Genomic DNA, 22,085 nt, shown 5'->3' on the forward strand with positions numbered 1-22,085 from the left:
GCTCAACGGCAAGCAGCCAAGCTTCGGACCTGCCCGCCTTCGCGTTGATTTTCTTCGCTCAGCCATCGTTCAAATGCCGCTCCGATCGCCGGCCACTCCGAGTCGAGCATCGAATACCACGCGGTGTCGCGATTCTGGCCCTTGACGACCATGTGCTGGCGGAACACCCCCTCAAACGTGAAGCCCAGCCGCTCGGCGGCATATTTGGAGCGGGCGTTGCCGTTGTTGCACTTCCATTCGAGGCGACGGTAGCCAAGGGCGAACGACTCCTTGGCCAACAGATAAACCGCCTCGGTGCTTTTCGGCGATCGCTGCATCGGCGCGCCAAAAGTGACGTGGCCGATCTCGATGCGGCCGTGGGCCGGCACGATGGACATCAGGCTGAGGATCCCTTGCACCTCGCCGCTGGCACGGTCGATCACGCTGAAAAAATACGGGTCGGTGTTGGCTGCATGGTTGTCCAGCCAGGCGTCGAAGTCGCCACGAACCTTGAAGGGACCGTAGGGCAAGTAGTCCCAGAGTTTCGGATCGGCCCCGGGGCCTTCGAGGGCTTGCCAAAGACCCTCGGCATGACGCGCCGGGTCGAGTTTTTCCAGGCGGATGAATCGCCCTTCGAGCAAGCGCGTAGATGGCGCCGAGACACCTTTCCAATCGGTAAGCGGGGTCGACATGCAGTGCTCCTTACAAGGCTTTGCGAAATTGAATGAAGCCTGGGCGTTCGGCGATGCGTTCGTAGAGTTGGATCGCGGTCGCGTTGGTCTCGTGGGTCAGCCAGTGGACCTTGGCACAACCTTCGGCCTTGGCCGTGGCATAGACGAATTCGATCAATTGCCGACCAACACCGGTGCCCCGACTTTGCTCGGTCACCAGCAAGTCCTGCAAGTAGCAGGAGTTCTCTATGCTCCAGTTCGAGCGGTGGTAAATGAAATGCACCAGGCCCACCGCCGTATCGCCGTGCCAGGCGAGGGCGCCGTGGGTTGGTTCGCGATCGTCGAGCAGGCGCTGCCAGGTGCTGTGGGTCACCGCTTCCGGCAGTTCGGTGTTGTAGAACCGTAGGTAAGCCTGCCATAGCGGCAGCCAGGCAGCGTGGTCTTCAGCAGTGACGAGGCGGATCTCGGTGTGGCTCATGTTCACTCCTTGGTGGATGCATCAGGCATAAGGCGTGACAGCGCCTGATCTTGCGGATCGGTGCTCGTGGCGAGACCGTTGCGCACTCCGGCGATATCTTCGGGGCTGCGGTTTTGGCTGAGCTTGCGTTTGCCTTCCAGGCGCTGGATAGGCAGCGAAAAACCAACGATGGCCTTGAGCATCGCTTCGACGTACTCGGCCGGTGCATCATCGAGTTTCCAGGGTTGGGCGCGGCCGGTTTCGTGACGTTCGGTGAGGGCGCCGACTACTTCGCGCAGGCGATGGGCGTCGCTGAAAACTTCGGCTGTGCCATAGGCGTGTACGGCCAGGTAGTTCCAGGTCGGCACCACTTTGCCGTGTTCGGCCTTGCTGGGGTACAGGCCCGGGCTGACGTAGGCATCGGCGCCGGGAAATATCACCAGGGCCTCGGCCCCGGCCTCCAGGTCGCGCCATTGCGGATTGGCCCGGGCCATGTGCCCGCGCAGGCTTCCGTGGGGACCCTGTCGCGTATCCAGCAGCAGCGGCAAGTGGCTGGCCTGTAGGCCGTGTTCACCCTGGGTGACCAGTACGGCCAAGCGGCACTCGTTCATCATTTGATGTAACTGGGGTATGTCTTGGACGGCGAAGGCTTTTGGGTTGTACATGAAAGTTTTTCCTTGGCGAATGCCAGCATCCTAGGCAGGCTATTGGTCTGTTGTAAGAGCCACTCCTGGCCAGTTTGATAGGTCCATTGCTGAGGCTGTGTGAATGAACAACCCCGTGCCGCCGCTGTCGTTCAACCCCGCTGGAATCGAACTGGATCGCCGCCACGGGCTCAGCCGGCAGCTTTATCAGGCATTGCGGGCCCGCGTCCTGGATGGTCGCCTGGCAAGCGGCACGCGTCTGCCAGCTAGCCGCGACCTGGCGGCGGCCTTGTCCATTTCCCGCAACAGCGTGGTGCGTGCGTACGACCAGCTCTATGCCGAAGGTTTTATCGAAGGACGCGTCGGTGACGGAACCTATGTGGCGAATCTGTCCGCAGTGGCGTTGCCGCTGAAGAAATTATCCACAAAAGCATCCACAGGCTTTTCAACAGGCTTATCCACAGGTTTATCCACAGAATGGCTCGATTTACCTGTGGGCCCATCCAGTAAAGTTATCCACAGCGACGCGCTGCTACGTGTCGAAAAGCATCATCTGGCCCAGCCGCCGGCGGGACCACCGCGTGCATTCCGGGTGGGTGTGCCGGCCTTCGACCTGTTCCCTTTTGATGCCTGGGCCAAGCTGAACGGGGCTTTCTGGCGCAAGCCGGATCTTCAACAGCTGTGCTACGGCGATTCTCAAGGAGACGAACGCTTGCGTGGCCTGATTGCGGCTTACCTGCGCAGTTCGAGGGGCCTGCAGTGCACGGCTGAACAAATTGTGATCACCAGCGGCGCGCAGCAGGGCATCAGCCTTTGTGCACAGCTGTTGGTAGATCCCGGTGACGTGGTGGCGGTGGAAAACCCAGGTTATCGCGCAGCGGGGCACGCGTTTGCGGTGGCTGGAGCCGACGTCCGAGGCGTGCCGGTGGACAGCGATGGCTTGGATTGCGCGGCGCTCGCGGCGTTGAGCCATTGTCGGCTGACCTATGTCACGCCCTCCCATCAATACCCGACCGGGGTGGTCATGAGCCTTGCGCGACGGCTGGAGCTGCTGGGTTGGGCCGAACGCAACGACGGCTGGATCGTCGAGGACGATTACGACGGCGAATACCGCTACAGCGGCGCGCCGCTGGCGCCGTTGGCCGCGCTGGATCGCCAGGGCCGGGTACTTTACGTCGGCACCTTCGGCAAGGTGGCGTTCCCGGCCCTGCGCCTGGGTTATCTGGTGTTGCCGCCGGGCCTGGTCGACGCCTTCGCCCGACGGCGCGCCGTGGATGTGCGCCACTCCGAAGTCAGCACCCAGGCCGTGATGGCCGAGTTCATGGCCGCCGGGCATTTCCAGCGACACATCAGGCGCATGCGTCGGGCGGCCCTGGCTCGGCGGGATGCGTTGTTGGCGGGTTGGCCCAAGGCTGTCGCGGGTGTTGGCGCCATGCCCACGGTCGTCGCCGGGCTGCATGTCACGGTACCTGTGGACAGCATCGAGCGTGAACGGGAGCTGATTGCCAAGGCGGCCAGCGTCGGCGTGGAGATCAATGGCCTGAGCGGCTATTGGTTGCCTACCACGCCTGCGCAGGTCCGCGCCGGGCTGGTGCTGGGGTTCGCGGCAGTCCCGCCCGCGGCGATCGGCACGGCGCTGGCGAGCCTGGCTAAGGCCTGGGATGTCTGACGGCCCGCGGCCTGGACATCAATCGCAGGCCAGGCTCGGCTTCATGGCCGTTTCTTTGGAAAGAACACCTGTATGGCCTGATCCACGGCGATTTCGCTGCGGTAACGATCAATCAATTGACGTTGGTTCAATCCATCCAAGGAGATGTCTGCCATGCCTGACTTGACCTGCTCAGGGGTTCTCAGGTGTGCCGAAAGAAACTTGAGGTCGACCCCCCAAAAGGTGGAGTAGTGAAAGTCCGCGAACCATAGCGGCTTGCCGCTTTGCTTGTCCTGAATTTCATACCGGTCGAGGTATCGCTTTCCCGCCGGGGTCTTGATGCGCTTTCGGTTGATTCGTTTAGTCACGTGGATGAGGTTTCGTTCGTTCAGCCAAGTGACGCCGCTCATGTTGGGCGGGCTTCGTTTGATGAGCCCCAGTACGGTCTCGTGCTCCTCGGCGCGTAGCGCCGTCGCTTCGCTCTTGAGCTGTAATCGCAAGGATTCGGCGGAACTCCGTTCTTCTGGCGCAAGTTCGACCGTTTCGTTCCTGGCCCGGTCGAGCGCCTTTTCGATTGCATTGGCGACTGTATCGAACCGGCTCGCATGGGCGCCCATGATCAATGAAATACCGGACGGTGTACGGTCTGGCTGCTGCAGGTCATTTTGGACTTGTGTTTTGAAGGCAGAGAGTCCTTTGATCAGGGCTTTGCCTTTCTTGACGCTGGTTTTCAGGGCGGGGATCGCCGGAGGTTCGTTGGTCTCAATATGGGGGACCCATTCACCGGTTTCTTTGCGGTGGAATAAAGCGATCATTTCACCGGATAACGGATTCCTCACCTCGACCCAACCCGTTTCTTCGTACGAGCTGGACAGGCGAGCCACGCCGCTGACGACTCCCCAGAAGCGGCCTCTGATGAATTTCCTCCTGGAGCGGGGGCGTTCCTCATACACAGTCAGCGATTGTCGTTTATTGCTTCGCTCGTCGAGGGCCTTGGCCAAATGACGCAACGCTCGCTCTTTTGCCTTGGTTATTCGATTACCCAGATGCTTGAGTTGTTGAGTGTTAGCACTGTCCTGATATTCGTTTCCCATGTAGTCCAGGTGCTCTTGGATGGCCGTGAACTGTTCCGTCAGGCTGCCGAGTGCATCGATTTGTTCGTCCAGCCGGATCTTGGTTGTTTCATCGAGCGCCTCGCGCAAGGTTTGGAAGGCCACCATCGCATTGTCGATCAGTCGGTCAATCTCCAGCCAACCTTCGGGCATTGTTTTAACGCTGTCGAGGGTCAGGCAGAGGTGGCGATACATTTCCAATTGAAGAATTCGTAGATCGTCGCTGGTGTAGGAAGGCATTTTTCTGCGGTATTCGCGCACAAACTCAAAGCCTCCGAGCCCGAGTTTCTTGAGCTTGGAAAAGCGTGTCTCAATATATTCCAGACGCTCGATCATGTTGTCACCGAGCTGAATCATGCTGTTGGCAGCATCGACGTGTCGTTGCTCGCGCATTTGGAAGCGAGGGGTAATCATGTCCCTCGCCTGCGCCATGGCGGGCAGAAATTGTTCCCGCAATATGTCCATGTCAGCGAAAGTGAAATTTATTTGCGCGTTCAGGTAACCAAGGCTCACGCGCGGAGCATCCGGCCTCGCCTGGAAGACCGGCCACTCCATCAAAGCGCTCAATGCCCGTTCATAGTTTTGCCGCTGCGTTTGCAGGGAGACTCTATAAGCTTCAGCAAAAATGTTCCTGGTATCGGCCGATGCCCGCTCCATGTTTTGAGCACCGATATTCAGCGCCCATTCGTTATACGTTCTGCTTTCTTCAAATTTATTGAGTTCGGCAAGCAATTCGATGTTGCGGCGTTGTGCCGCGACGACGACTTTCTGCCTGACGCCTTTTGATCCGCTGCCCTTTAATCGCAAGCGACTATCGATTCTCCACTGGTCACGCTCGTCCCGGAGCAAGGGGGGGCCGGAGCATGTGTCCTTGATGATGCTGACCTGCTCGCCCTCGACGCTGACTTCAAAACACTGGCTCGCCAGCTTTGCGTACCACTTCCCATTTTTCGGGTAGAGGCCTTTGAACACGCCTTCGCTCTCGGGTTGCCCGAGATTATCGGGCGCATCGATGCTGAAGCTAGCGAGAAGCCCGGCGTGACTGCCGGATTTACCCATCAAGGCGCCACTGGTATGGATGAACTCGTAGTGCTCTTGTGACAGTTCTTTTTGCACGAGTGGCGAAAGTGTCTCGATGCTTGGTTTGGAAAGTGGTGCCGGCACATTTTGTTTCGGGGCTACTTCAGGCGCTTGTGTTGGTCGTTCGCGGCTGCCGGCTTTAGAGCGATCGATAGCAATATTGACCACGCCTAACGCCACGTTTAACAGCAAATCCACGACGGCCTCCCACTTGGTCTGGTCCTTGCGCTCTCCGTCGTCCTGCGCTAACCGTTCCAAGTCCTCCAGTATCTGCCAGAGCCAGGTCGCGGTGTTCGCCGTGGTGCCGAGATAGGGCAACGCCAGATTGAAAATCAACCACCCCGCCTGTTTGAACGACTCCCAACGGCTCTCGCTGTTGGAAACCGATTGTTTATCGGCGAGTGTCACCAGGGCGTTGGCGTTGGCCTTGAACAACAGCGGCATGAAATCGGCTCCCAAGGATTCGTCGCTTAAGGTGATGGGCCCCGCGTTGGCTAATGATGTGATGGGGGTCGCCACGAACTCCAAAACGGCCCAGGGCGAAGGCAGGGCGCCCGGGAAGACCAGTCGGCTGTAAGTGTCCCGCACCCCATCGGGCAGCCACGCCAGTACCGATTGGCGCAACGTGGCTGACTGCTTGATGGCATAGAGCAAATTGCTGAACGAGGGGAACTGGCACAGCTGCGGTTCGAGTAGAGGGCGGTAGAGCAGACAGGGGCCGGCGCTGGGTGTCTGCGGGCCGATCACAAACATATTGGCCACGATGTCCTCGGAAATACCGAGCTGCAACTCTGGCACGAACGCCAGCTTGCGCAGGACAATGGCTTGCCCATCAACCTTGCGGTCGGCTTCCAGCGGCTCCATCAGCGCCGCGACGTAACGACAGCCGCGATCATCGATATCGCCCAACCCCTTCAATTTACTTTCCAGCGCAAGCAGGGGCAGTTGTATGCGTAGCTGTGAACTGAACAGGCGCTCTCGACGGGACGATTGCGTTGGATCGTCGAGTAGTTTTCGTTTGATCAGCTCTGGATAGACGCGACCGATATCGACCTGGGTAATAAGGCGCTCAAGGTAGTCCACCGTCACCCATTCGGGGAGCTCGGTCCCGTCCACGGACTTCACGGTTTTGTTGCCCTGTGGAAGCGCAATCAGGTTTTGCAAGGCGAGATCGATTAAGTTGAACTCGGTTGTGTCGAACTTGAACGGAACGACAAAGGTCCCCCAGACCACCGGGCTTGTTATCTCGATGACGATTGTTTCCGGTTTCAGAGTCGAAACATCGCTGTGGTCGGATTGCATCTGGGTTTTCAAGGCATTTGACGCGTAGTCCTTGATCGAAGGGATATCGTCCAGGTAAGTTTCGCCGGCGTGGGAACTGCCCAGCGCCGACAGGTTTTTCATGTATTGAGCGAACAACGTCTGGTCGGCTACTGGTGCGTTGCGTAACCAATCGGGTATCTGCTGCTTGAACCACGCCTCGCCTGGTCCGACCGCGATTCCACTGATGGGTATTTCGGGCTCAGCAGCGACAGCGTCCGACTCCGTACGAGGGTTTCCGAGCACCCTGACTTGCACACCAATAAGTCCACAGGCCTTGCTGTCGAAAATGTTTGCGCGCGGTTCATAGAGCCGCCAGCGTATCGCGGTGGTGGGGTGAGAGAGCGATAGATGATCGGTAAGGGACTGGCCCAATGCGTCACGTGTCTCGAACTTCTCATAACCGCTGTACAACGAGTGCGTAAGGATGACCTCCTTGTCATCGATCTGACCGATCAGGACGACCAGCGAGTTCTCGTTCAAGCGAGTGACCTGAGTGTCAGCGACTGCATCGACGTCGACCAGGTACGCGTGGCTTTGGAATTTATCCTTACGGTCTTGCGGGTCGGGGTACAGGTAAAGTTGCCTGGCCATGGCACATTCGTCCGCCGTCCAGCCCTTGAGTTGCCGCACGTCCCAGAATTTGCGCAATGTATTGGACAGCTCATGCCAGCGGGCACCGTAATGACCGAATGGCATGTTCCAGTAAGCCAGTTGTTGTTCCTGGTTGGCCTTCAACATCGCGGGCGCCAGCTCATTGATCAACCTTCCGATTTGCTCGATGCGCACCGGCAAATGCACTTCGGGTTCGGTAATCGGCAGCCGGGTCAGGAAGTGCAAACCCTCAATCAACAAGGTCGGATGTTCCTGGTCGATCTGATCGGCCAGTAAGTTGCTCAGTGACTCATAACGGGTTGGCAACGCTACGATTTCGCCGCCGACGATGTCCCAGGCCGGTTCGGCGAGGACGGTTGTGTAGGGGTCCAGGTCCAAGGACGGATAAAGGTCCTTGAGCGCACCTTGCAGGAGTCCGGCGGCCACTTCCGGGTAGGTGGGGCCTGCAAGCAATTGGTTGAGCAATGCTGCCTTGATGCTTGCGTCGGACGTAGGGCCTGTGTCAGTCGAGTCGAGTGTCATTTGCGTGTCCCTCCTTGAACATGAAAACCCGAAGCCGAACGCTTCGGGTTTTTCATGCTAGGGAGGCACGGACTGGGGCAGGTGGTAACTATGTATAGGCCGACGTATGACCTTGGCGCCGATACGACGTGGTTACTGGCCGGATTTGATTCGCGTCCAGGCTCGCGTGCGTGCGCGCTCGGCATCCCTCGGCAACGGTTGAAGCGTATACAGCGTCGCCATGGCCGCTTCGGTCGGGTACAGGTTGGAGTTGCCGCGGATCGCTGGGTCGACGCTTTCGGTAGCGTCTTTGTTCGGGTTCGGATAACCGACAAAATCACTGATCGGCGCGATCACCTGCGGTTGCAACAAGTAATTGATGAAGGTGTAGGCGTCGTCCGGGTTTTTCGCCCCTTTAGGAATGGCGAGCATGTCGAACCAGATCGGCGCGCCCTCCTTGGGCAGGCGCATGTCCACCGTCACGCCGTTCTTGGCTTCCTTGGCGCGGTTGGCCGCCTGGGAGAAGCTGCCGGAATAACCGACGGCCACGCAGATATCGCCGTTGGCGATATCCGCCATGTATTTGGAGGAGTGGAAATAGGTGATGTAGGGCCGAATCTTCAACAGCAGCGCTTGGGCCTTGGCGTAGTCCGCCGGCTTATTGCTGTTGGGGTCCAGGCCCAGGTGCTGCAAGGCCAGGGGCAGGATTTCCGACGGCGAATCGAGCAAGGCCACGCCGCACTGCTTGAGCTTGCTGATGTTTTCTTCCTTGAAGATCAGGTCCCAGCTGTCCACCGGCGCGTTTTCACCCAGCGCGGCCTTGACCTTGTCCGGGTTGAAGCCGATCAGGATGGTGCCGTACATGTAAGGCACGGCGAATTTGTTGCCTGGGTCGTTGGCCTCGATCAGCTTCATCAGCTTGGGATCGAGGTGGTTCCAATTCGGCAGCTTGCTGCGATCCAAGGGCTGGAACACCCCGGCTTCGATCTGCTTGGCCAGGAACACGTTGGACGGCACCACCACGTCGTAGCCAGCGTTGCCCGTCAGCAGCTTGGCCTCCAGGGCTTCGTTGGTGTCGAAGATGTCGTAGATCAGCTTGACCTGGCTGTTCTGCGCCTTGAAGTCATCCAAGGCCTTGGGCGTGATGTAGTCGAACCAGTTGTAGACGCGCAACGTGCGCTCCTCGGCCTGAGCGGCGCCACACAGCAGCGCGGCGCACAGGGCCGGGGCCATCAATCGCTTGAGTCTGTTCATGCTGTTGTTCCTCATTGGGCGCTTTGGAAACCTTCAAGAACGTTCACGGCATTGATGCCGATTTCTGCCACCGCGTAGCCGCCTTCCATCACGAACAGCGTCGGCTTGCCGAGCGCCGCGATGCGTTTGCCCATCGCCAGGTAGTCCGGGCTGTCGAGCTTGAATTGCGAGATGGGGTCGTCCTTGAACGTGTCCACGCCCAGGGACACGACGATGACGTCGGCGTCGTAGCGATGGACTTCGCCGCAGGCTTGTTCCAGCGCGGCGCTCCAGGTTTCCCAACCCGAGCCCGCCGGCAAAGGGTAGTTGAAGTTAAAGCCCGCGCCGGCACCTTCGCCGCGCTCATCTTCGTAGCCCAGAAAGAATGGGAACTCGGCCTCCGGGTGGCCGTGGATCGACGCGAACAGCACGTCGCTGCGCTCGTAGAAAATCGATTGGGTGCCGTTGCCGTGGTGGTAGTCCACGTCGAGGATCGCAACCTTTTTGTGCCCCTGGTCAAGAAAGGCCTGTGCTGCGATGGCGGCATTGTTGAGGTAGCAATAACCACCCATCAAGTCGCTTGCAGCGTGGTGTCCCGGTGGGCGACACAACGCGAAGGCGCTACGGGCGCCACGCTGGATGTCGGCCTGGGCGGTGAGGGCGACCTGGGCTGCGCTGTACGCCGCTTGCCAGGTACCGGCGGTAATCGGCGCTCCTCCATCAAAGCTGTAATAGCCGAGCTGGCCGTGCAGGCTGGTCGGGATCACCGAGCGCAAGGTGCGGGCCGGCCAGGTGTAGGGCAGCAGGTCACCGTCGCGATTGAACTCGGTCCAACGCTCCCAGGCGCCTTTGAAAAATTCCAGGTACGCCGGGCTGTGGACACGCTGGATCGGCGCGAGGCCGAAGTCCTTCGGCGCCTCCACCGGCCCCAACGCCCGAGCCTTGACCCGCTCCAACACATGGTCGGCCCGGGACGGCATTTCGAAACAGGGCATCAACTGCCCATCCATCAATTCGCAGCGTCCGTGGTGCAGGTGGTGATCGTCTGAGTAGATCGTCAGCATTCTTGTTCTCCGCAGGGCTGATTCGTTGGAACACAGTCTTGCGGCGCGAAGCGTTTCGGAGAACGGCAGGAGAGGCCAAAAGGGGATCGAAATGGCCAAAAGGTTTGACCGTAAATCGCCCCTTGTTGGCGCGGGTGTGAGCCGATTCGGGGCGTGGACGGGTTCGCAGTTTCACAACCCGTGGCGAGGGAGCTTGCTCCCGCTGGGGGGCGAAGCCGCCCCAACCGATCCAACGCGCTTCTATAGTTAATCCGCGTCAGCCGGTTTGCGACGGCTACGCCGCCGAGCGGGAGCAAGCTCCCTCGCCACGGGGATCGTGTTGAAGCCAACTTTCACGCCCTGAACCGACTCGGCGCCACGCCGCTCCAGCGCACGAAGGCATGGCGAAAGCTCGCTGTTTCACTGAAGCCAAGCAGTTCGGCGATCCGGTAGATCGGCAGCTGATCCTCGCAGAGCATCTGCTTGGCCCGCTCGAAGCGCAGTTCATCGAGCAGTTCCTGATAGCTGCAACCCAGGTCCTTGAGGTGCCGGCGCAGGGTGCGCGCCGAGCAGTTCATTTGCTCGGCCAGGCCATCCAGGCCCGGGGCAGCGTCCAGTTGCGCGCCGAGCAGTTGGCGGATTCGTCCCAGCCAGGCTTGGCGGCCGGTGAATTCCGTGTTTTGCCGCCGGCAACGTTCGGCCATGGCTTGATGGGTGATGGGGTCGGCCAGCGGCAAGGGTTGTTCCAGCCAGTGGCGATCGAAGGCGAAGGCGTTGTCGAAGCTGTCGAAGCGCACCGGGCAGTCGAACAGGTAGGCATAGCGCGCCTGGTAGTCCGGCGCCGAGTGTTCGAAGCGCGCCGCGCGCAAGGGCAGCGGGTGACCGAGCAGGTCGTTGCAGATCACCTTCAGCGACACCATGCAGAACTCGGCGTTGAACACCGCCAGGGCCGGGTTCTCCCGGTAGTCGCCGGCGCTGAGCCAGATGTGCTCGCCGTCGTCCTCCAAGGCCAGCTCGAAGAGTGTTCCCAACAGCGCCGGGTAGCGCAACGCCAGGCGCAAAGCGTCACCTAAGGTGGCACTCGTGAGCAGGGCGTATCCCAGCATGCCGTAGGAAGAAACGTGCATGTTACGCCCCAATTCCAAGCCAATGTCGCGCTTGAGGGCCACGGCGTTGGCACAGACCTGCATCTCTTGGTTGGTGGTGATGCGCGTGTCGGCCCGGCTCAAGTCCGCCGTGCTGATGCCGCTGCCGGCCAGCAATGCATCACTGGGCAGGCCATCGTGCTTGAAGGCATCGAGTACCAGAGAGACGGCGTTGAGGGTGGTGAGGTGGGAATGCAACATGGTCCGTTTCCAGCCTGGGGAGACGGGAGACGGAGCAAGTTGTATGCCGGCCCAGGACCGCAAAGCGGCCACTAAACCTTGTGGGAGCGAGCTTGCTCGCGATGACGGTGTGTCAGTCGAGGCAGACGTCGACTGGCTGCCGCTATCGCGAGCAAGCTCGCTCCCACAGGGTTAACAGAGCGTCAGATCAACTCACCACACAGATCCAGCTCAACCAACCGGCGAACCTCATCCACCGGCAACCCCGCGCCAATCAATGCCTGCAACTTGCCGAACGCCGCCTCGCGGGTCATGCCGCCGCCGGACAGCACGCCAACGCCGCGCAAACGGCTGCCGGCTTCGTACACGTCCAGCTCGACGCCGCCTTCATGGCACTGCGTCACCGCCACGACCACCACGCCGCTGTCCCGCGCCCGTGCCAGGCTGGTGAGGAACGCCGGGTTGTCGCTCGGCCCGGTGCCGCTGCCGTAGCACTCCAGCACCAGGCCCTGGATGCCGCTGCCCAGCAGGCCATCGATGATCTCGGCACCGATGCCGGGAAACAGCGGCAGCGCCGCGACATTCGCCAAGTGTTTGGGCTGGTTGTAATTCAGCTGGGTTGGCAGGGAAGCCGCCTTGATGCCCCCGCCCTGACGTTCCAGACGCTTGAACGGATGACGGCCGAAGCTGCGCACTTTCGCGCAACGGGTCGGCGCCAGCAGTTCACCGTGGAAATAAAGGTGTACGCCCGGCGCCAGGCCTTGGCCCAGGGCGACCAGCGCGCCGCTGAGGTTTTCCCAGGCATCGCTGTCGGTCACGCCGGCGGGCAGCATCGAACCGGTGAAGCAGACCCGCGCATGCAGGCCCAGCAACTGGAAGCTCATCGCGGCGGCGCTGTAGGCCAGCGTGTCGGTGCCGTGGAGGATCAGCACGCTGTCGCAGCCTTGCACATCCACGGCATCGACCACCGCTTCGCGCAGTTGCTGCCAGTACGCTGGCGTCATGTTGGCGCTGTCGATCAGCGGCGCCATTTCCCGGAAGCGCCACTGGGGCACGACCAGTTCGGGTTGGCTGTGCAGGTAGTCGCGCATCCGCGCTTCGAAGCCGGATGCCGGGGCGAGGCCGTTGGCGCTGGCTTGCATGCCGATGGTGCCGCCGGTGTAGAGCACCATGACGTGCTGGGCGGCAGGATAGGTCGAGGCATTCATGGGAAGTTCTCCGAGGACGAAAACAGCAGCTTCACTCGCTGCCGCAACATAAGGTCGAGCATGACGCCGACCTTATGTTGTGTCACGCCGGACGCAGGGGATGCGCCCGGTTTTTTTCCAATAGACCGTTGATCAGCGTTGCGCTGCAGCCAGGCTTGCCGGAGCGTTGCCGGAATCGGCGGCAGGCGCCGACGGGCTCGCTGGCCAGGCTTTGCGGTCCAGGTCCAGGTCAGGGAACTTGCTCGAATCGAAGACAGGCACCTTGATGCCGGCCGAGCGCTGGTCGTCGTAGTCGCGCAGGATGCGCATGCCGACTTTGAACAGCAGGAACAGCGCGATCAGGTTCACGAACGCCAGCAGGGTCATGGTGATGTCGGCGAACGCGAACACGGTGCCCAGGTTCTCGATGGCGCCCCAGAAAATCAGTGCCAGGACCAGGGTGCGATACGCCATCAGCGCCTTGCGGTTTTCACCCAGCATGAAGCGCAGGTTGTTTTCGCCCAGGTAGTAGTTGTAGAGGATCGAGGTGAAGACGAACAACGACAGGGCCACGGAGATGAAGACCCGACCCCAGTCACCGACCACGGCCGCCAGGGAGTTCTGGGTCAGGGCAATGCCGTCGCCTTCGAAGCCTGGAGTGTAGAAGCCCGACAACAGGATCAGCAGCGCGGTGCAGGTGCAGATCACGAAGGTATCCAGGAACACGCTGAACGCCTGGACCACGCCTTGGGCGACCGGGTGCTCGACGGACGCAACGGCCGCGACGTTAGGCGCGCTGCCCAGGCCGGCTTCGTTGGCGAATACGCCACGCTTGACGCCCATGACAATGGCGCTGCCAATCAGGCCACCGAAAGCCTGGTCCAGGCCAAAGGCGCTCTTGACGATAGTCGCCAGCATGCCCGGCACGTGTTCGAATTGCAGCACGATCACGTAGAGGGTCACGGCGATATACGCCAGGGTCTTGACCGGTACCAGCAGGTCGGCCACTTTGGCGATACGCTTGATCCCGCCGATGAACACCAGGCCCAGCAATACCGCCAGGCCCAGGCCGGTGTAGGTGGTGTCGAGGCCAAAGGCGTTGTTCAACGAGTGAGTCACGGCGTGGGCTTGCAGGCCGTTGAAGGCGAAGCCAAAGGTGATCAGCAGCAGGAATGCCATGATCATGCCCAACCAGCGCTTCTGCAGGCCGTGCTGGATGTAATAGGACGGGCCGCCACGGTACTGGCCTTCGGAGTCGCAGCGCTTGTAGAGCTGGCCGAGGGAGCATTCGAAGAAGCTGCTGGACATGCCGACCAGCGCGGTCACCCACATCCAGAACACCGCACCCGGACCACCGAGGGTCACGGCGATGCCGACACCGGCGATGTTGCCCGCGCCGACGCGGCCGGCCAGGCTGAGCATCAAGGCCTGGAACGAACTGAGCTGGTCGGTGCTGCTTTTCAGGCTGTCACGGAACACCGCGAACATATGAAAGAAGTGACGGAACTGGACGAAACGCGAGCGGATCGTGAAGTAGCCACCGAGCCCGACAATGAGCGCGATCAGCACTTTCCCTGAGAGGAAGTCGTTGATGACTTCGAGCATGAGTATTCCTCGCTGTTTTTTGTTAAAAGCAAATGCTGGCCATTTGGAAACATCGTGTTACATCCGTCGGCACGCGGCTCGACAGAGGGGGCGATGTTTCGTCCCGGTCCACTTCGCGGGTTTGTTATTAGTTCGGTTTTCGCATGTTTCGAGGCCTCGTTGACGACGACCACCCATGCGAAGAGGGGCGGCACTATACCTATCAGTGCGACGCCCGTCTGCACAGTTGTGGTGCATACGACGAAACGAACCCTTTTATCTCCTGGCCTTTCGGTCAGGTTCCTGAAGGAGCAAGCCGGTTCGCGATGGCTGGCGACGCGGGGTACAACGGCAGCGCGTCGTTGTTTGTCGCGAGCAGGCTTGTTCCTACAAATTTCGCTGGCGCCTCAGTTGACGGTTAAAAAAAAGGGCTTGGGGTACGAGTCCCCAAGCCCTCAAAAGGTGAGAGGTGTCTAGTCCCTCGACCTGGTGAGCGGTGGTGGCGTCGATCAAGCCTTGAGCGGGACCAGACGCGGAGCAATCATGTTTTCCGGGCGCAGGATGTCGTCGAGCATGGCGTCGTCGAGCAAGCCTTCTTCGCGCACCAGCTCCAGCACGCCGCGGCCGCTTTCCAGGGCAACACGGGCGATGCGGGTGGCGTTTTCATAGCCGATGTACGGGTTCAGGGCGGTGACCAGGCCGATCGAGTGCTCGACCAGCTCGCGGCAGCGCGCTTCGTTGGCGGTGATGCCGACGATGCAGTGCTCGCGCAGCATGTCCATGGCCCGTTGCAGCAGGCGGATCGAGTCGAAGATCTTGAAGGCGATCAGCGGCTCCATCACGTTCAGTTGCAGTTGGCCGCCTTCGGCCGCCATGGTCAGGGCCAGGTCGTTGCCGATGATCTGGAATGCCACTTGGTTGACCGCTTCCGGAATCACCGGGTTGACCTTGCCCGGCATGATCGAGCTGCCTGGCTGGCGGGCCGGCAGGTTGATTTCGTTGATGCCGGTGCGTGGGCCGCTGGACAGCAGGCGCAGGTCGTTGCAGATCTTCGAGAGCTTGACCGCGGTGCGCTTGAGCATGCCGGAGAACAGCACGAAGGCGCCCATGTCGGAGGTGGCTTCGATCAGGTCGGCGGCCGGCACCAGCGGCTGGCCGCTGATGGTTGCCAGGCGCTGTACGGCCAGGGCCTGGTAGCGTGGGTCGGCATTGATGCCGGTGCCGATGGCGGTGCCGCCCAGGTTCACTTCGGTCAGCAGCTCGGGCGCCAGGGTCTTCAGGCGCGCCAGGTCTTCGCTCAGGGTGGTGGCGAAGGCACGGAATTCCTGGCCGAGGGTCATCGGCACGGCGTCTTGCAATTGGGTGCGGCCCATTTTCAAGACGTGGCTGAATTCCTCACCCTTGGCGGCAAACGCCTGGATCAGGCTGTCGAGGCTGGCCAGCAACGCGTCGTGGCCCAGCAGCAGACCCAGGCGGATCGCGGTCGGGTAGGCGTCGTTGGTGGACTGCGCCATGTTCACGTCGTTGTTGGGGTGCAGGTACTGGTATTCGCCCTTCTGGTGACCCATGGCCTCCAGCGCGATGTTGGCGATGACTTCGTTTGCATTCATGTTGGTCGACGTGCCGGCGCCGCCCTGGATCATGTCCACCACGAATTCTTCGTGGAAATCTCCGCGGATCAACCGTGCACAAGCTTCGCTGATCGCGGCGTGCTTGGCTTCGCTGAGCTGGCCCAACTCACGGTTGGCGTCAGCGGCGGCTTGCTTGACCATTGCCAGACCGACCACCAGTTTAGGGTAATGCGAGATCGGGACACCGGAGAGACGAAAGTTGTTGATCGCTCGTAGGGTCTGGATGCCGTAATACGCTTGCGCCGGTACTTCGAGTACGCCAAGCAGGTCTTTTTCTGTGCGGAATGATGCAGCGGAGGACATGATGGAAATCATCTCAATAAGGACCCGGTCAGAGCCGGAACGCTGTGAATCCTAGGCTTTCGGAAAAATTTGGGCCAATGCTGTTAAACACTGGCCTATGCATATTCGGCATAATGCCCGTGTGACGCCGACAGTGCGGCGAGCGTGTGACCTGTTTTGGTGCGTCCCTCGGGAGGACGGTAATGAATCTAGAAAGCAAATGGCTCGAGGACTTCAGTGCCTTGGCCGCGACGCGCAGCTTTTCCCAGGCGGCCGAACGCCGCTTCGTGACGCAACCGGCCTTCAGCCGACGGATCCGCAGCCTTGAAGCGGCGCTGGGGCTGACGCTGGTCAACCGGTCGCGCACGCCGATCGAATTGACGGCGGCGGGGCAGTTGTTTCTGGTGACGGCGCGCACGGTGGTCGAGCAGTTGGGCGAAGTGCTGCGGCATCTGCATCATCTCGAAGGCGGGCAGGGAGAAGTCATCCAGGTTGCGGCGGCCCACTCCCTGGCGCTGGGCTTCTTCCCCCGTTGGATCGCTCAACTGCGTAACGAAGGCATGAACATCGCCACGCGGCTGGTCGCCACGAACGTCGGCGATGCCGTGCACGCCTTGCGCGAGGGCGGTTGTGACTTGATGCTGGCTTTTTATGACCCCGATTCAGCCATGCAGATGGATCCAGAGATTTTCCCTTCGTTGCACTTGGGCCAGACCGAGATGTTGCCGGTGTGCGCGGCCGATCCACACGCAAGGCCATTGTTCGACCTCGAAGGCGAAGCCAGCGTGCCGCTGTTGGCCTACAGCGCGGGGGCATTTCTCGGGCGTTCGGTGAACCAATTGCTGCGCCAGCGTGCGCTGCGCTTTACCACGGTGTACGAGACGGCCATGGCCGACAGCCTGAAAAGCATGGCCCTGGAAGGGCTGGGCATCGCCTGGGTGCCTCACCTGAGCGTGCGAAACGAACTGGCCCGGGGCGAGCTGGTGATCTGCGGCGGGGCGCAATGGCATGTCCCGCTGGAGATCCGCCTGTACCGCTGCGCCCTGGTGCGCAAGGCCAATGTGCGGTTGCTGTGGCGCAAGCTCGAGGGTGGGGTGGTGCAGGGTGTCACGGGATCTTGATAGCACTGCAAACCCTGTGGGAGCGAGCCTGCTCGCGATGGCGGACTTGCAGGCAATACTTGCTCGACTGATACACCGCTATCGCGAGCAGGCTCGCTCCCACACAGGGATTTGCAGTGCTGCAACATTGACTTCTAAGTCAATAAAACCACCGCTTCAGCACAAAAGGCAGATGGTCGGCGAAAGTGCGTTTAATCCTTCGTTTTCGGTATACTGCCCGGCCTTCGGTCGGTTCATCCGGCCATCATTCGTACAACAAGCCACGCCGGTTTCCTGCGTGGCTTGTTGTTTTTTGACGCGCCCCAGGGCGCCCAGAGAGAAGAGGCACGACGATGAGTGCACTGGTTGGCGTGATCATGGGCTCCAAGTCCGATTGGTCCACCCTTAGCCACACCGCCGATATGCTGGAAAAGCTCGGCATCCCTTACGAGGTGAAAGTGGTGTCTGCCCACCGTACCCCGGACCTGCTGTTCCAGTACGCCGAAGAAGCCGACGCGCGTGGCATCGAAGTGATCATCGCCGGCGCCGGTGGTGCGGCCCACTTGCCAGGCATGTGTGCGGCCAAGACTCATTTGCCAGTACTGGGCGTGCCGGTGCAGTCCTCGATGCTCTCGGGTGTCGATTCGTTGCTATCGATCGTGCAGATGCCGGCCGGCATTCCGGTCGCTACCCTGGCCATCGGCAAGGCGGGCGCGATCAATGCCGCCCTGCTGTCGGCGAGTATCCTGGGCGCCAAGCATCCCCAATTTCATACCGTGCTGAAAAAATTCCGCGCTGAGCAGACAGACAGCGTCCTGGACAATCCGGACCCACGCATTGCCTGAGGTTGTTGAAGAATGAAGATCGGTGTAATCGGTGGCGGCCAGTTGGGTCGCATGTTGGCCCTGGCGGGTACGCCGCTGGGGATGAACTTCGCTTTCCTGGACCCGGCGCCGGACGCCTGTGCCGCTGCCTTGGGTGAACACCTGCGGGCCGATTATGGCGACCAGGATCACTTGCGCCAATTGGCCGATGAGGTCGACCTGGTGACCTTCGAGTTCGAAAGCGTCCCGGCTGAAACCGTGGCCTTCCTGTCCCAGTTCGTCCCGGTCTACCCGAGCGCCGAAGCCCTGCGTATCGCCCGCGACCGTTGGTTCGAAAAGAACATGTTCAAGGACCTGGGCATCCCGACGCCGGCCTTTGCCGACATCCAGTCCCAGGCTGACCTGGAAGCCGCGGTCGCTTCAATCGGCCTGCCGGCCGTGCTCAAAACCCGTACCCTGGGTTACGACGGCAAGGGCCAGAAAGTCCTGCGCAACCCTGAAGATGTCGCCGGCACCTTTGCCGAGCTGGGCAGCGTCGGCTGCCTGCTGGAAGGTTTCGTGCCGTTCACCGGTGAAGTCTCGCTCATCGCCGTGCGTGCCCGCGACGGTGAAATCCGCTTCTACCCGCTGGTGCACAACACCCACAAGGACGGTATTCTCAAGCTGTCCGTCGCCAGCACCGACCATCCACTGCAAGCCCTGGCCGAAGACTACTCCAGCCGCGTGCTCAAGCAGCTTGACTACGTTGGTGTAATGGCGTTCGAGTTCTTCGAAGTGGACGGCGGCCTCAAGGCCAACGAAATCGCCCCGCGTGTCCACAATTCCGGGCACTGGACCACTGAAGGCGCCGAGTGCAGCCAGTTCGAAAACCACCTGCGGGCGGTCGCTGGGTTGCCGCTGGGGTCGACCGCCAAGGTCGGTGAAAGCGCGATGCTGAATTTCATCGGCAAAGTGCCGGACACCGAAAAAGTCCTGGCAATCGCCGACTGCCACCTGCATCACTATGGCAAGGCTTTCAAAGTGGGGCGCAAGGTTGGCCACGCCAACCTGCGTTGCGCCGACCGTGCCACGCTGGCCCAGCAGATCATCAAGGTCGAAACGCTGATCGCCGAACAATAGTCTGCAACGGCGGTGGAACCATTCATCGGCTAACCTCTCTCATGGCTAAGTGCCAAAACCCGATCAGGGTTTTGGCTTAGCGTTCAATCAGAGGGAAATGCCATGGGAATCATCGGAACCATTTTAATCGGCTTGATCGTTGGCCTGCTCGCACGCTTCCTGAAGCCCGGCGATGACAGCATGGGCTGGATCATGACTATCCTGCTCGGTATCGGCGGTTCGTTGGCGGCCACTTACGGCGGCCAGGCCCTGGGCATCTATCAGGCCGGCGAAGGCGCGGGCTTCATCGGTGCCCTGGTGGGTGCCATCGTGTTGCTGGTGATCTACGGCCTGATCAAAAGAAACTGATCAAACCTGATGAAGCCCTCTCCGCGCGGCGCACGGAGAGGGCTAAACTGCCCGGCGTTTCATTCCATTCATTGCCGAGCCCTTTCATGCGCCGTCTAGTGTTGACCCTTCTTTTGCTGGGCAGTGGCCTGGTCCACGCCGCCGAGCTACCTGAAACCGACTGGCTCGAACTGATGCCCAAGTCGGACCAGAAAGCCCTCGAGGCGATGCCCGAGATCGATCACGACTCTCCTGAAGCCAGTGGCACCTTCACTGAAAAAGGTGGCTTGAAGCAAAGCAAAGGCTTGCCGGCGGTGATGTACTCGACCAAGACCGTGGCGTCGATGAATGACAAGCACCTGCGCATTGGCGGCTATCCGGTTCCTTTGGAGACCGACGCCAAAGGCCGCAGCACGTTGTTTTTCCTGGTGCCTTACCCGGGCGCCTGCATCCACGTTCCCCCGCCGCCGCCCAATCAATTGGTACTGGTGCGCTATCCCAAGGGCGTGAAGCTCGACGACATCTATACGCCGCTGTGGGTCACCGGCACCCTGAAGATCGAGAAGGTCGACAACGACCTGGCGAGCGCGGCGTATGCGCTGGATGCGGAGAAGGTGAGGGTGGTGCAGGAGGCGGATTTGTGACCGGCCGGTTGACCTGACACAGTTCCAATTGTGGGAGCGAGCTTGCTCGCGATGGCGATGCGTCAGTCGACGCGGGTGTTGACTGTCAGTCCGCTATCGCGAGCAAGCTCGCTCCCACAGTAGCCTCGCGGTGTCAGAGCGGCTTGCTGCAAATACTCACGCCAAGGGTATGGCTGGCGTCCGGCAACAACGTCACCGCATCATCCATCACGTTGGCCGTCTCGATGCAAAGCATGCGCTGCCAGCCATCGTCGGCCATGTCGCTAAAGGCCTTGGCGCGCTCGGTCCAGGGGTTCCAGATCACCGCCGAGCGTGATCCGCTAGCGGTCAGTTCTATGCGTCGATTCCAATGGGGGTCGACGATGCTCAGTGTCGGTGGGGTATCGAGATAGATACGGTCGGTTTCACCGACGAAGCGCAGGTCGCCCGCCTGGGTGTGTGTATTCCAGTCGTCCAGCGTCTCGATGTAGTCCAGGCCGTCGACCCCGTCGACCTGTACGTTGCGCACATCGCTGACCGCGAAATAGCTGTGCAGCGCCTGGCTGAGGCTGACGGTCTCGCTGCCTCGGTTATGGCTGGTGAGGCGGATATGCAGTTGCTCATCCATCACGATGGTCAGCGTCAGGTCGACCTGATGGGGCCACCCAGGCAGGCCGTTTTCCGGGTAGGGCAGCACGAATTCGATTTTCAGGCGCTCGCCCACGGCCTCGATGCCTTTCAATTCCCAATCCATCGCTCGCACCAGGCCGTGGGCCGTGGCCGGTTCATTGCTGACGCGCATGGCCTGGATGCTGTCGGGGTTGCGGGTCAGGTTGCCGAACCAGGGCCAGCACACCGGCACACCGGCGCGGATGCTCTTGCCCGCCTTGAACGTAGCCTGGTCATTGAGCCAGATCAGCGGCGGCTGGCCATCCACCTGATAGCTGAGGATATGCGCGCCTTGCTGGGCCACCAGCAACTCGGCCTGACCGTGGCGGATGCGCCAACCGTTCAGTTCATCCAGTTTGACGGCTTCGACATTGGGCGTAGGCATGGGACGCATCTCGTTCAGGAACATGGACTGCAATGGACCGCAAAACGGCCCCCGCGTTTAACGGGCGCGTGGTGGAACCGAGCGAGTGCGGCCACTGCCGTCGATGGCGACGAAGACGAACACCGCTTCGGTGACCTTGCGCCATTCGCTGGACAACGGATCATCGCTCCACACCTCGACCATCATCTGGATCGAGCTGCGGCCGATCTCCAACGCCTGGGTATAGAAGGACAACTGCGCACCCACCGCCACCGGCACCAGGAACGCCATGCGATCAATCGCGACGGTCGCCACGCGGCCGCCCGCCACCTTGCTGGCCATCGCAGTGCCCGCCAGGTCCATCTGAGACACCAGCCAGCCGCCGAAAATGTCGCCGAATCCGTTGGTATCACGGGGAAGCGCGGTGATTTGCAGGGCCAGGTCGCCTTGCGGGATTGGATCTTCTTGTTCGAGCTCTATCATGCCGGGGGTGCCTCTGACCCGTAACTCTGTCTTGTCTTTCAGGTGAATAGCCGTCTTTGTAAAAAACGATTCAGCCCGAACTGCCACGTTCGTCACGTTTTTCGTAAAGGCGCGCCAAAGGGAAACTCTGCGAAACCGGCTGATCTTGTACTACATCACCAACGGCGTTTTCGCACAGCAACCCCTTACAGAGTGTCGCAAGGTTGCGAGTATATCGGGCGATAGACGTCGAGACGACCACTGGGTTCTGATTTTGACTGTCAA

Annotated in this window: 18 protein-coding genes; 6 read left to right on the plus strand and 12 right to left on the minus strand. The window is 60.7% G+C overall.

Annotated features, from left to right (window positions below; genetic code table 11):
• Window positions 1-2 precede the first annotated feature (2 nt).
• From M1D68_RS00250 to M1D68_RS00260, 3 genes are read right to left on the minus strand one after another with little or no spacing between them, the layout of a single operon-like run.
• Complete coding sequence (locus tag M1D68_RS00250; protein WP_420766112.1) at window positions 3-671, minus strand: GNAT family N-acetyltransferase; 669 nt, start codon at window positions 669-671, stop codon at window positions 3-5.
• A gap of 10 nt (window positions 672-681) precedes the next feature.
• A complete protein-coding gene (locus M1D68_RS00255; protein WP_457968903.1) occupies window positions 682-1,128 on the minus strand; it encodes an N-acetyltransferase family protein in 447 nt (148 codons plus the stop codon).
• Between the two features lie 2 nt (window positions 1,129-1,130).
• Entirely contained in the window at window positions 1,131-1,772 is a 642-nt protein-coding gene (locus M1D68_RS00260; RefSeq protein WP_420766114.1) for an FMN-binding negative transcriptional regulator, read from the minus strand.
• A 103-nt stretch (window positions 1,773-1,875) separates the two neighbouring features.
• Between M1D68_RS00260 and pdxR the strand changes: the two genes are divergently transcribed.
• Window positions 1,876-3,420 carry a MocR-like pyridoxine biosynthesis transcription factor PdxR gene (gene pdxR / locus M1D68_RS00265; RefSeq protein WP_457968905.1) on the plus strand — a complete coding sequence of 515 codons (1,545 nt, stop codon included), beginning with the start codon at window positions 1,876-1,878 and terminating at the stop codon, window positions 3,418-3,420.
• A gap of 41 nt (window positions 3,421-3,461) precedes the next feature.
• Here pdxR and M1D68_RS00270 read toward each other — a convergent pair whose 3' ends face one another.
• The 7 genes from M1D68_RS00270 to aspA form a co-directional block, all read right to left on the minus strand.
• Window positions 3,462-8,048, minus strand: a complete 4,587-nt coding sequence (locus M1D68_RS00270) for a dermonecrotic toxin domain-containing protein (protein ID WP_457968907.1) — start codon at window positions 8,046-8,048, stop codon at window positions 3,462-3,464.
• A 132-nt stretch (window positions 8,049-8,180) separates the two neighbouring features.
• Window positions 8,181-9,281: a polyamine ABC transporter substrate-binding protein gene (locus M1D68_RS00275; RefSeq protein ID WP_434561574.1), complete on the minus strand. Its 1,101-nt coding sequence runs from the start codon at window positions 9,279-9,281 to the stop codon at window positions 8,181-8,183.
• An 11-nt stretch (window positions 9,282-9,292) separates the two neighbouring features.
• Window positions 9,293-10,324, minus strand: coding sequence for a histone deacetylase family protein (locus M1D68_RS00280; protein WP_457968909.1), 1,032 nt, complete (start codon window positions 10,322-10,324; stop codon window positions 9,293-9,295).
• Window positions 10,325-10,656: 332 nt separating this feature from the next.
• Window positions 10,657-11,649 carry an AraC family transcriptional regulator gene (locus tag M1D68_RS00285; RefSeq protein WP_457968911.1) on the minus strand — a complete coding sequence of 331 codons (993 nt, stop codon included), beginning with the start codon at window positions 11,647-11,649 and terminating at the stop codon, window positions 10,657-10,659.
• Window positions 11,650-11,831: 182 nt separating this feature from the next.
• Window positions 11,832-12,836 (minus strand): asparaginase, encoded by a 1,005-nt coding sequence (locus M1D68_RS00290; protein ID WP_434561578.1) that lies wholly within the window; start codon window positions 12,834-12,836, stop codon window positions 11,832-11,834.
• 132 nt (window positions 12,837-12,968) lie between these two features.
• Window positions 12,969-14,420 (minus strand): alanine/glycine:cation symporter family protein, encoded by a 1,452-nt coding sequence (locus tag M1D68_RS00295; RefSeq protein ID WP_434608791.1) that lies wholly within the window; start codon window positions 14,418-14,420, stop codon window positions 12,969-12,971.
• Between the two features lie 488 nt (window positions 14,421-14,908).
• On the minus strand, window positions 14,909-16,333 hold the full coding sequence (gene aspA / locus M1D68_RS00300) for an aspartate ammonia-lyase (RefSeq protein WP_030139110.1): 1,425 nt from the start codon (window positions 16,331-16,333) through the stop codon (window positions 14,909-14,911).
• Between the two features lie 182 nt (window positions 16,334-16,515).
• Between aspA and M1D68_RS00305 the strand changes: the two genes are divergently transcribed.
• The 5 genes from M1D68_RS00305 to M1D68_RS00325 all read left to right on the plus strand — a co-directional run bounded on the left by M1D68_RS00305 (window position 16,516) and on the right by M1D68_RS00325 (window position 20,326).
• The gene (locus tag M1D68_RS00305) at window positions 16,516-17,433 is read left to right on the plus strand and encodes a LysR substrate-binding domain-containing protein (protein ID WP_420767105.1); all 918 of its coding nucleotides are present in this window, start codon (window positions 16,516-16,518) and stop codon (window positions 17,431-17,433) included.
• A 332-nt stretch (window positions 17,434-17,765) separates the two neighbouring features.
• The gene (gene purE, locus M1D68_RS00310) at window positions 17,766-18,257 is read left to right on the plus strand and encodes a 5-(carboxyamino)imidazole ribonucleotide mutase (RefSeq protein WP_420767106.1); all 492 of its coding nucleotides are present in this window, start codon (window positions 17,766-17,768) and stop codon (window positions 18,255-18,257) included.
• A 12-nt stretch (window positions 18,258-18,269) separates the two neighbouring features.
• On the plus strand, window positions 18,270-19,355 hold the full coding sequence (locus M1D68_RS00315; RefSeq protein ID WP_420767107.1) for a 5-(carboxyamino)imidazole ribonucleotide synthase: 1,086 nt from the start codon (window positions 18,270-18,272) through the stop codon (window positions 19,353-19,355).
• A 102-nt stretch (window positions 19,356-19,457) separates the two neighbouring features.
• Complete coding sequence (locus M1D68_RS00320) at window positions 19,458-19,703, plus strand: GlsB/YeaQ/YmgE family stress response membrane protein (RefSeq protein WP_186611365.1); 246 nt, start codon at window positions 19,458-19,460, stop codon at window positions 19,701-19,703.
• A gap of 86 nt (window positions 19,704-19,789) precedes the next feature.
• The gene (locus M1D68_RS00325) at window positions 19,790-20,326 is read left to right on the plus strand and encodes a DUF3299 domain-containing protein (RefSeq protein WP_457968914.1); all 537 of its coding nucleotides are present in this window, start codon (window positions 19,790-19,792) and stop codon (window positions 20,324-20,326) included.
• A gap of 133 nt (window positions 20,327-20,459) precedes the next feature.
• Here M1D68_RS00325 and M1D68_RS00330 read toward each other — a convergent pair whose 3' ends face one another.
• Window positions 20,460-21,359 (minus strand): D-hexose-6-phosphate mutarotase, encoded by a 900-nt coding sequence (locus M1D68_RS00330; protein ID WP_420767108.1) that lies wholly within the window; start codon window positions 21,357-21,359, stop codon window positions 20,460-20,462.
• A 57-nt stretch (window positions 21,360-21,416) separates the two neighbouring features.
• Window positions 21,417-21,821, minus strand: coding sequence for an acyl-CoA thioesterase (locus M1D68_RS00335; RefSeq protein WP_030139126.1), 405 nt, complete (start codon window positions 21,819-21,821; stop codon window positions 21,417-21,419).
• Window positions 21,822-22,085 lie beyond the last annotated feature (264 nt).

This window comes from Pseudomonas sp. R4-84 (genome assembly GCF_054130985.1).